Here is a 10,111-nt window from a genome sequence, read left to right as displayed (position 1 = left end):
CGGCATCGTGCGGATCTCGGCCAGCGACGTGATCGCCGTCGAGGTGCTGCCGCCGATTCTCGCGCAATTGCGGCGCAACCATCCGGGGCTCGTCATCGAACTGGTGCCGACCGACCGCATCCAGGACGTGCTCAAGCGCGAGGCCGACATCGCGGTCCGGATGGCGCCGCCCGTGCAGGAGGCGCTCGTTGCACGGCGCATCGGCGAAATCGACGTCGGGCTGTATGCGCGCGACGACTACCTGGCGCGCAACGGGTCGCCCACGACGATCGACGAACTCGCGCATCACCCGTTGATCGGCTTCGATACGGTCACGCCGTTCATCCGTTCGATGGGGCGCAGCATGCCGCTGTGGAAACGTGATGCCTTCGCGCTGCGTACCGACAGCAACGTTGCGCAGCTCGCGATGATCCGCGCCGGCTACGGGATCGGCTTCTGCCAGAGCGGGCTCGCGAAACGCGACCCGCGGCTCGTGCGCGTGCTGCCGGACGGGCCCGCGATGCAGCTGGAAACCTGGGTCGTGATGCACGAGGACCTGCGGTCGAGCCCGCGCTGCCGCGCGGTGTTCGATGCGCTGGCCGACGGGCTGCATGCGTATGTGAACGGCGAAGCCATCGAATAGGCGGCTCGCGGCGACAGTCACGAACGCAGTGAACGAATCGCCCCAGCGGCGCTATTCGTAGATTTTCCCGGCGAACAGGATGTCCGCCATGCGCCGCCACGGATTGTCGGGCAGGTCGTAGCAGCGCAGCCCTTCCTCCGACGCCTCGGCCCAATCGACCATCGCGTCCAGGTACTCACCGATCGAGTGGTTTTCCCAGCCGAGCGCGGCGCGGGAATACGGCGACGGCAGCACGTCGGCCTCGAGCTGCCGCTCCTTGTTCCAGTCGTGGCCGAGCACCCGCAGGAAGTGGATCAGCGTGCGTTCGTCGACCACGCGCTCCAGCGCATCCTGCAGCTTCGCGGCCATCTGGCGTTGCAGTTCGTCGTTCATTTTTATGTTCCTTCGCGCGCCTCTCAGATACGCGCCGCCGCAGGTCGTGCGACTGGGTTTTACATCAGCAATTGCCGCGACAGCACCTCGCGCGCCTGCGTGACGGTTTCGCGTTCGCCCGGCATCGGCGGCGTCAGCGAAAACACCGCGTCGGGCAGCGGCGGCAGCCGGTATTTCGCGCCGAGCCGCATCAGGCCCTCGCCGATCGCCGACGCGCACAGGCAGCCCACGCCCAGCCCCGCCGCCAGCATCGACTGCAGCCCCGCGACCCCCGACGCGCTGTGCACGAGCCGGTACGGCGTGTGCTGCTCGTCGAGCGAGCGCACCGCGACCTGATGCATCATGCAGTCGTCCGGCAGCAGCACGAGCGGCAGCGGCTCGGGCAACTGCTCGGCCAGCGCGGGCGATGCGACCCACGACAGCGGCTCGCGCCGCAGCACCCAGCGCGTATCGGCCGACGCCGGCCGGAACGGCCCGCTCGACAGGTTCATCACCACGCCGAGATCGACCTGCCCGCGCGCATGCGCCGTTTCGATATCCGCGCTCTTCATCGCGCTGACATGCAGGCTCAGTTGCGGGTAGCACTCTCGCAGCCGCGCGAGCAGGCCCGCGACTTCGTTGGTCCGGTAGTAATCGGTGATCGCGACGCGCAGCTCGCCCTTGATCGCCTGCCCGCGCACTTCGTCGAACGCGGCCTCGTTCAGCGCGACGATGCGCCGCGCGTGCTGCAGCAGCCGCGAGCCGGCCGGGGTCGGCTCGACCCCGCGCTTGCTGCGCACGAACAGCGGCACGCCGGCACGCGATTCGAGCTTGCGTACCTGCTCGCTGACCGTCGATTGCGACAGGTGCAGCAGCGGCGCGGCGGCCGTCAGGCTGCCGGCGTCCGCGACCGCCGCGAACGTGCGCAACTGATCCAGATCGAAACCGCGCATCGCCATTCTCCATCCATCGATTAACCCGATGGATGCTACCACCAATTCCCGCTTTTCCGATTCATCGCCACCATCCAGAATGGGGGTCAATCGCCCGTCCACGGCCGAACCGGCGCATCTGGCGTCGCGTCCGGCGTGAATGTGGCACTCATTCTTTCGGACCTGCTTCCATGACGAACGACACCCTTGCCCCCTGCGTGCCGGCCGGCACGGCCGCCGCGGCGACGCCGCGCAGCCATTACGGCTGGGCGCTGGTGGTCCTGCTGGTTGGCGCGATTTTGCCGCCGCTCGACTACTTCATTGTGAATCTCGCGCTGCCGGCCATCCGTGACGGCATCGGCGCGCGCCCGGCCGAGCTGCAGCTGGTCGTGTCGGCGTACGCGTGCGCGAACGCGGTCGTGCAGATCACCGGCGGCCGGCTCGGCGACCTGTACGGCCGCAAGCGCATGTTCATGATCGGGATGGCCGGCTTCGTCGTCGCGTCGACGCTGTGCGGGCTCGCCGGCAGCGGCGCGGTGCTGGTCGGCGGCCGCGTGCTGCAGGGCCTGTTCGCCGCGATCCTCGCGCCGCAGGTGCTCGCGACGATCCGCAGCGTGTTCAGCCCGCAGGAGCAGGTGCGCGTGATGGGCTTCTACGGTTTCGTGTTCGGCCTCGCGGCCGTGATCGGCCAGCTCGGCGGCGGCGCGTTGATCAGCCTGCATCCGTTCGGGCTCGGCTGGCGCGCGATCTTCCTCGTCAACCTGCCGATCGGGATCCTGGCGCTGATCGGCAGCTGGCGCTTCATCCCGGAAAGCCGGCCGCCGCGCGGCCAGCGCATCGACGTGCCCGGCATGGTGCTGCTGTCGCTGTTCCTGTTGATGCTCGTCTACCCGCTCACACACGGGCGCGAGGCCGGCTGGCCGCTGTGGATGGTCGCGTGCCTCGTCGGCGCGCTGCCGATGCTCGGTGCGCTGCTGGCGGTCGAGGCGCGCCGTCTCGCGGGCGGACACGATCCGCTGCTCGACGTGAGACTGTTGCGCAACCCCGTCGTCGCGCTCGGGCTCGTGCTGGCGTTCCTGTTCTATACGCTGAGTGCGTTCTTCCTGAGCTACGGGATCTACCTGCAGGGCTGCCTGGACTGGTCGCCGCTCGCGTCGGGGCTCGCGATCCTGCCGCTCGGGCTCGGCTTCCTGTCGAGCCCATTGCTGATGCCGAGACTCGTCGGCCGGTTCGGCGGCTATCGCGTGCTCACGCTCGGTTTCGCGATGCTCGCGGCCGGCGTCGCGACAGCCGCCGCGCTGGCGGGCGCAGCCGCGCCGGGCCCCGGCTTTTACGCGGGAATCGCAGCGATCGGGATCGGCCAGGGCCTCGTGCTGCCGTCGGTCGTACGGATCGTGCTCGCGGAAGTCGACACGGCGCGCGCGGGGGTCGCATCCGGGATGGTCACCGCGATGCTGCAGATCGGTGCGGCGGTCGGCGCGGCCACGCTCGGCGGCATGTTCTTCGCCCGGCTCGGCACGCATCCGGCCGCGCTCGATTATGTGCAGGGCTTCAGGACGTCGATGTTCGCGCTGACGGCCGTGCTGCTCGTGTGCATCGCGCTGTCGGCCATGCTCGGGCCGCTGCATCGGCGGCTGCATCCCGGAACGTAAGCGCGACGGGAATCGCAGCGACGGCAGGGGCCGACGCGGAAGCGGTGCAAGTGCAGCCGCTCGCCGGCATCCGGCTCACGCGTGATGCTGGCGTTGCGCCTGGCGCGCTTCCCATTCGGCCAGCTCGACGCGGTAGCGCGCGAGGGCTTCGTCGTAGAGATCGAAGACGCACGGCGAGCAGCCGCTGTTGCAGCAGTCTTCCAGTTCGGGTTGGATGGGCGGGGTCGGACGGGGATCGTCGACGGACGGATCCCCGGAAGGTTGGTTCGGCACGGCGTGGTCCGGTGAAGTAAGACGATCAGTATAGGTCGATCCGGGCCACCGCCGCTTCCAGCAGGCCGAACGGCTAGACGGTTGTCAGTTCGACGTGCGTCGGCGACGCGAGCGTCGACACCTTCGACGTCGCCAGGTCGATCACACGCATCACCGTATCGTCATACGTCCGGAAGTAATACTTGCGCGCCTCCAGGTCGGCGATCGTGGTCCACTGCGTGTATTCGTAGACGGGCTGATCGTGATCGACTTCCTCCTTGATCCACCCTTTCGGAATGTCGAACGTATTGATGATGTGTTCGGCCAGCCGGATCGCGTCGGCGCCGCTATGCGGATTTTCTGCGTACGTCGCATACCCGACCGCGCGCACGAAACGCGACGCCGGTGTGATGTCGCCGGGCAGGCCCAGCATCCCGTAGCCCTGGCCATACGCCTTGAGCTTCACGTGTTTCGCGTCGCGCGACAGCGACAGTGTCCTGCTCGATGGCGTGACGCGCGACAGGTTCAGGTAGTTGTGCAGGTTGGTGCAATGCCAGTCGAACGGCGGCGAGTTGGTCATCACGCCGAGCGGGTTGTCGTGGACACGCAGTTCGCCGCCGACCGGCTCGACGACGAGCGATGCACCGCTCGCGTCATGCAGCGTGTAATGCAAGGGCGGCGCGCCGTCGAATGCGGGGTGCGGGATATCGGCGACGACGATGCCATCGAGCGCCTGCTTGACGTCGCTCACGCTGTCGAAGCCGGTCAGCGCCCAGGTGAGGAAATCCCACGGCGCCAACGCGTGCGCCGTGTTCTCCGGTGTCAGCGCCGGATACTCGGCGAACTCCGGGAAGTAGAGCATCCCGCCGGCCAGCCCCGCCTCGTTGATGCCGTCCACCAGGATCGGCATCTTCAGCCCGTTCATCCCGATCGCCTTGTACTTCGTCGTCCAGCTCTTGCCCTGCTTGCCGAGCGGCGGCGACGCGTACAGCGTCTTGCCGGCCTCGATGACGATCGGGACCGAACCCAGATCCTCTGCGAACTCCATGGTTCTGCCATAGACGACGTGCTCATCCACCGTGCGGATCACAAAACTCGTACACATGTTGTTTTCCTTGTTTTGACGAGAAGCGATAGCGGGCGCGTGAGCGGCCCGCCCCTCGGACCATGCGCGTCCCCGACCGCGGAATGCGCGTGTGCATCATATCGGTGCAGACGTGCTCCAGGTGCAAATCGCCGCAGAATTACTGCTACGTCAACAGTCGAATCGATTCACACCGCGAAAGAAAAAATATCGCCGCCCGGGAGCCGCCCGATCGGGACAGGCGGTTCGCACCGGCCGCAGGCAGCGCAAAAGCGATTCCATCCATAATGGCGCGATGATCGACGACATCGATCCGCTGTGCTCGACCCGTTCACGCCACACAGGAGCTGCGTCATGGCTGAAGCAGTGAATCCGCCGGAAGTCTGGGCGCCGTTCGGCGCGTTCTCGATGGCCGTGATCCAGGGCGACGGCCGGATCGTGCATCTGAAGGGGCAAGTGGCGCTCGACCGCGACGGCCAGGTGGTCGGCCACGGCGACATGCGCACGCAGGTGCGGCAGACGCTCGACAACATCCGCGCCGTGCTCGCCACGATGAGCGGACAGATGCAGGACGTGATCTCGCTCGTGCACTACGCGACCGACATCGATGCTTTCATGCAGGCTGGCGACATCCGCAAAACGTATTTCTCCGAGCCCTATCCGGTGACGACGACCGTTCAGGTCGAGCGTCTCTACCATCCCGATCTGCTGATCGAGATCACCGCTGTTGCCGAGATTCCACTGGCGCGGTTTCGCCGGCCTGCATCGCGTGCGTGAATCGGCGGTGCGGCGCGACGCGTCGCCGCGCCGCGCCGCGCCGTATGACGCACCAGCCGGGACATTCCCGACCGGCGCACCTGCTCGCCACCCGAGCGCTTACTTCGCTGGTGTACCCGGCTTCGCGACACCCGCACCCGCCTTGTCGGCCAGCGGCTGCCACGCGGCACCGAGCGAATACCAGTCGACGCGGCGCGTGAGCGTCATGATGCCGGCGAGGATCGCGAACAGCAGCAGCGAACCGAGCATCAGCGCGTTGTCTTCCGACAGCAGCAACCCGTAGAGCGCTGCGTAGAGCACCGCGAGCAGCACCGCGAACACCGCCCCGCGCTTCACGCTGTGCAGCACGAACGACAGGTAGAAGGCGAGCAACCCGATGCATGCGCCGCTTGCCGCGAGATACGCATACGCGAACTTGATGTGTTCGGACAGGCTCAGCAGCAACAGGAAAAACAGCGCGAGCGACAGGCCGACCAGCGTGTACTGGATCGGGTGAATGCGCAGCCGCTTCACGAGTTCGTACATGAAGAAGCTCGCGAACGTGAGCATCACGAACAGCGCGCCGTACTTTGTCGCGCGTTCGGCCTGCAGATAGACGTTCACGGGTTCGATCACCGACACCGACGCCATTTCGATCGCACCTTCCCCGTCGCCCGACGCGATCTGTTCACGCGCCTTCGTGTTGAACGACGTCACGCGCCAGTTGCCGGTGAAGCCGCGCGCATCGACCGTGCGGTTGTTCGGCAGGAACGCGCCGTCGAAACTCGGATGCGGCCACGTCGATTTCAGCGAGAAATCGTTCTGGTCGCCCACCGGCGCGAACGCGACGGAATCCGCGCCACGCAGCGGCAGGTCGATGCTGAACGGCACGACCGCCCCCGCGTTTGCATCGGCCAGCGCCGCGAGATCGACGTTCGCGTGCACGCCCTGGCGCAGGCTGTCCAGCCGCGTGCCCTGCTCGACGTCGAAGCGCGCGCCGCCGATACGCAAGTCGGGCTGCGCGGTCAGCCCGCGAATGTCGCCGATACCGATCGAGACATAAGCATCGTCGACCTTGAAGCTCACGTGGCCGTCCGCCTGCGGCAGCTTCTTCAGGTCCGGCAACGGCAGCGTGCCGGTCATCCGGCTGGCCAGCTCGTACACCAGCGCCTTGTGGATGCCGCGATAGCGGACGCTGGTCGTCAGCGTGCCGTCGACGTTCAGCGTCTTCGGAAACACGAGCAGGCGCTTCGTCTCGCTTCGCAGGCTCGTCTTGGCCGCGCGGCCGGCCGGCGCATCGTCGCGCACGCGCGTGATTTCCGTGTAGTGCACGACGAGCACGGGGCCCGCCACCGTCTGCGGCCCCGCATAGCTCGACCAGATGCTCTGCAGCGCATCCCGGCGATACGCGGAGCGTTCCTGCACGATGCTTTGCACCATCTGCAGCGGGATCAGGATCAGCAGCGCGAGAAACGCGGTGATCGCGAATTTGAACAACAGGACTCGATTCATGGCCGACAAGTACCGGAGTAAAAGGGTACGGTCAGCATGAGCAGCCCCGGTGAAGGGCGATTGAAGCCGGTGTGAAGCGAATGTGAGGCGAACGTGAAGCGCGCTCAGGCCGCCGACGGCAGCGTGAGTGTCGCGCACGCGCCGCCTTCGTCGCGGTTCGCGAGCGCGACCTGGCCGCGGTGCAGCATCGCGACCTCGCGGACGAAACACAGCCCGAGGCCCGTGCTGCGATCCTGCCCGTCGGGGCGCGGCAGCGAATAAAAGCGCTCGAATACGCGCGCCAGTGCGTAGTCGGGCACGCCGGGGCCGTCGTCGGCAACCCGCACGACGGCGACGTGCGCCTTGCCCGCCGTCTGCCGCTCGAGCGCGATGCGGATCGTGCTGCCCCGCGGCGCGAAATCCAGCGCGTTGTCGAGCAGGTTGCCGAGCGCCTGGCGCAACAGGAACGGATCGCCTTCGACGACCGCGGGGTCGGCCGCGTCGTGCGCGTCGATCGCGAGGTTCACGCCGCGCTGCCGCGCGCGCGGCTCGATATCGTCGACGAGCTGTTCGAGCACCGGCCGCAACGCGACCGGTTCGCGCACAGACAGGCGCTGCTTCTGCTCGACTTCAGCAAGCGCGAGCAGCTTGCGGATCATCTGTTCGAGGCGGCCGGCCTGGCGGCGAATGTTCTCGGTGAAGCGCCGGCGGTTCGCGACCGGCATCTCCTCCTGCAGCAGTTCGGCCGCACCGCTGATCGCCGCCAGCGGGCTTTTCATCTCGTGCGTGAGCGTGTGGATGTAAGTCTCGACGTACTGCCGGTCCTCCAGCCGCTGATGCATGCTTTCCACCGCGCGCCCGAGCTCGGCCAGTTCGCTCGCGCCCTGCAGCGGCATGTCGGCCCGCTCGCCCGCCGCGATCGCGCGCGCATAGCGCTGCAGGCGCCGCAGCCCGACCACCAGCCACCATGTGCAGGCCACGCCAATCAGGATCGCGCCGCCCATCAGCAGCGCGCCGTACAGCATGATCTTGCGCTGGCTGCGCGCAATGAACGGCGCGACCGTCTGGTTCGGTTTCGCGATCGTCAGCACGCCGATGATCTCGTTGCCGCGACGGATCGGCGCCGCCACATGCATCACGGTGCTGCTGTCGTCGTTCGGATCGCTGCGCGTGCTGCGTGCGCCGTACTCGCCGCGCAGCGTCCGGTACACGTCGTTCCAGCGCGAATAGTCCTGCCCGACCGCCTTGCCGGACGAGTCGTAGCGCACGATGCCATGCGCATCGGTGATGTAGAGACGGTAGCCGATCGTGTTCTTTTGCACACCCCACACGTTCGCGCTGATCGGGCGTTCGTGCAGATTCGAGAGCTGCCGCGCGAACACGCCGTCGGCGATATGGCCGTTCGCCATGTCGGCGGCGGCCAGCGTCGCGAGCACTTGCGCGGTATCGACGAGGGTGTCCTCCATCGCCTCGCGCACGCCCGGCTTCACCTCCTGCACGAACACGCGCAGCGTGATCAGCGCGGCCAGGCCGACGATCAGGAAAAAACCGAAGAAGATGCGCAGGCCGATATGCATGGGCGGTGCCGGTCGTTACGGTTGCAGCGAATAACCCATCCCGCGATGCGTGCGGATCGGGTCGCGCTCGGGGTCGATCGCGCGCAGCTTCGCGCGCAACGTCTTGATGTGCGTGTCGACCGTGCGGTCGGCCGAATCGAATGCCTCGTGCCACACGAGGTCCATCAACTGTTCGCGCGAATAGATGCGCCCCGGATGGCGCACCAACAGCGCCAGCAGCCCGAATTCGTAGCGCGTGAGGTCGAGTGCGTGGCCGAGCCACGACACGCGCGCGCCGTCGGTGTCGAGTGTGAAGCCCGGTGCGATGGTCGCGGCCGGCACGGGGACGGGTGCCGCTTCGGGGGCGGCCGTCCGGTAGAAGCGCCGCAGGATCACGCGCACCCGCGCCGCCAGCTCGCGCGGCGAAAACGGCTTGACCACGTAATCGTCGGCGCCGATTTCGAGCCCGACGATCCGGTCGATTTCATCATGCCGTGCAGTGAGGAAGATCACCGGCACGTCGGAGAACGTGCGCAGCCGCCGGCACACTTCGAAGCCGCTGAGATCCGGCAGGCCGACGTCGAGCACCACGAGATCGAAGCGCGTGTCGCGCAGATGGTCGAGCGCCGCCTGCCCGAGCGTGCAGTGAACGGTCTGCATGCCGTCGGTGCCGAGGGCGTAGATGATCGTGTCCGCGATCGCCACTTCATCTTCGACGATCAGGATATTGGGCTGATGCATGGTCTCAGGCTGGGCTCGCGCAATCCGGTGCGACATTGTACGCACGGCCGGCCGCGGCGCGAGCCCCTGCCCTTGCCCCGCCGCGCTATGCCACGCGGCCGGTCACCGGAATCGACGCGCCGGTGATCGCCTGCGCGTCGGCCGACAGCAGGAAGCCGATCGTCGCCGCGATCTGCTCCGGCTTCACCCAGCGCGTGAAATCCGCGTCCGGCATGTCCGCGCGGTTCGGCGGCGTATCGATGATGCTCGGCAGGATCGCGTTCACCGTCACGCCGCGGTCGAGCAGTTCGGCCGCCAGCGCCTCGGTGAGCCGCGCGACGCCGGCCTTCGCGGCCGCGTACGCGCCCATCCCCGTGCCGGCCTTGAACGCCGCGCCCGCGCCGATGTTGACGATGCGCCCGACCGGGTTCGCCAGCAGGTGCGGCAGCGCGGCCTTCGACGCGTTCAGCGCGGTCTTCACGTTCAGTTCGTACATGCGGTCCCACGTGGCGGCGTCGCCGTCGGCGATCGTCTGCCACACGAACGCGCCCGCGATGTTCAGCAGCGCATCGACCCGGCCGAATTCACGCTGCACGGTATCGAGCGCCTGCGCGGCGGCCTGCGGATCGACGAGATCGATGCCGCCGATGCGCAGCGCGTCGGCCGGCACGCCGGGCAGCGCCTGCGCCGCCGGT

The 10,111-nt window shown here is 67.6% G+C and carries 12 protein-coding genes; 4 read left to right on the top strand and 8 right to left on the bottom strand.

What is annotated here, in order from left to right; genetic code table 11:
* On the top strand, positions 1–622 hold a 622-nt coding region (locus G3O00_RS35460), incomplete at its 5' end, for a LysR substrate-binding domain-containing protein (RefSeq protein WP_206145772.1).
* Positions 623–673: 51 nt separating this feature from the next.
* On the opposite strand, the gene G3O00_RS35455 is transcribed toward G3O00_RS35460, so the two are convergent.
* The gene (locus G3O00_RS35455; RefSeq protein ID WP_206145771.1) at positions 674–994 is read right to left on the bottom strand and encodes a hypothetical protein; all 321 of its coding nucleotides are present in this window, start codon (positions 992–994) and stop codon (positions 674–676) included.
* Between the two features lie 59 nt (positions 995–1,053).
* Complete coding sequence (locus tag G3O00_RS35450; RefSeq protein WP_011354526.1) at positions 1,054–1,926, bottom strand: LysR family transcriptional regulator; 873 nt, start codon at positions 1,924–1,926, stop codon at positions 1,054–1,056.
* 170 nt (positions 1,927–2,096) lie between these two features.
* On the opposite strand from G3O00_RS35450, the gene G3O00_RS35445 reads away from it, so the two are divergent.
* A complete protein-coding gene (locus tag G3O00_RS35445) occupies positions 2,097–3,557 on the top strand; it encodes an MFS transporter (protein ID WP_206145770.1) in 1,461 nt (486 codons plus the stop codon).
* Positions 3,558–3,632: 75 nt separating this feature from the next.
* Here G3O00_RS35445 and G3O00_RS35440 read toward each other — a convergent pair whose 3' ends face one another.
* Together G3O00_RS35440 and G3O00_RS35435 are read right to left on the bottom strand one after the other, a co-directional pair.
* Positions 3,633–3,830 carry an oxidoreductase-like domain-containing protein gene (locus G3O00_RS35440; protein WP_122947589.1) on the bottom strand — a complete coding sequence of 66 codons (198 nt, stop codon included), beginning with the start codon at positions 3,828–3,830 and terminating at the stop codon, positions 3,633–3,635.
* Between the two features lie 73 nt (positions 3,831–3,903).
* Positions 3,904–4,914 carry a choloylglycine hydrolase family protein gene (locus G3O00_RS35435; RefSeq protein WP_206145769.1) on the bottom strand — a complete coding sequence of 337 codons (1,011 nt, stop codon included), beginning with the start codon at positions 4,912–4,914 and terminating at the stop codon, positions 3,904–3,906.
* A gap of 91 nt (positions 4,915–5,005) precedes the next feature.
* Between G3O00_RS35435 and G3O00_RS35430 the strand changes: the two genes are divergently transcribed.
* Together G3O00_RS35430 and G3O00_RS35425 are read left to right on the top strand one after the other, a co-directional pair.
* Positions 5,006–5,263 carry a hypothetical protein gene (locus G3O00_RS35430; protein ID WP_206145768.1) on the top strand — a complete coding sequence of 86 codons (258 nt, stop codon included), beginning with the start codon at positions 5,006–5,008 and terminating at the stop codon, positions 5,261–5,263.
* A complete protein-coding gene (locus G3O00_RS35425) occupies positions 5,248–5,670 on the top strand; it encodes a RidA family protein (protein ID WP_206145767.1) in 423 nt (140 codons plus the stop codon). The genes G3O00_RS35430 and G3O00_RS35425 overlap by 16 nt, the downstream gene beginning before the upstream one ends.
* Before the next feature lie 99 nt (positions 5,671–5,769).
* Here the strand turns inward: G3O00_RS35425 and creD are convergent, their stop codons facing one another.
* The 4 genes from creD to G3O00_RS35405 form a co-directional block, all read right to left on the bottom strand.
* Positions 5,770–7,161 (bottom strand): cell envelope integrity protein CreD, encoded by a 1,392-nt coding sequence (gene creD / locus G3O00_RS35420; RefSeq protein WP_206145766.1) that lies wholly within the window; start codon positions 7,159–7,161, stop codon positions 5,770–5,772.
* A 104-nt stretch (positions 7,162–7,265) separates the two neighbouring features.
* Positions 7,266–8,717 carry a two-component system sensor histidine kinase CreC gene (creC, locus tag G3O00_RS35415; protein ID WP_206145765.1) on the bottom strand — a complete coding sequence of 484 codons (1,452 nt, stop codon included), beginning with the start codon at positions 8,715–8,717 and terminating at the stop codon, positions 7,266–7,268.
* A gap of 15 nt (positions 8,718–8,732) precedes the next feature.
* Complete coding sequence (creB, locus tag G3O00_RS35410; protein WP_206145764.1) at positions 8,733–9,437, bottom strand: two-component system response regulator CreB; 705 nt, start codon at positions 9,435–9,437, stop codon at positions 8,733–8,735.
* An 85-nt stretch (positions 9,438–9,522) separates the two neighbouring features.
* Positions 9,523–10,111: SDR family NAD(P)-dependent oxidoreductase (locus G3O00_RS35405; RefSeq protein ID WP_241025479.1), on the bottom strand; the 589-nt coding region annotated here is incomplete at its 5' end.

Origin of the sequence: Burkholderia sp. Ac-20384 (assembly GCF_017104605.1) — a bacterium.
GTDB classification, from domain to species: Bacteria; Pseudomonadota; Gammaproteobacteria; order Burkholderiales; family Burkholderiaceae; genus Burkholderia; species Burkholderia lata.
The sequence above is the reverse complement of the archived record's forward strand: the minus strand, read 5'-3'. Positions and strand labels throughout refer to the sequence as shown.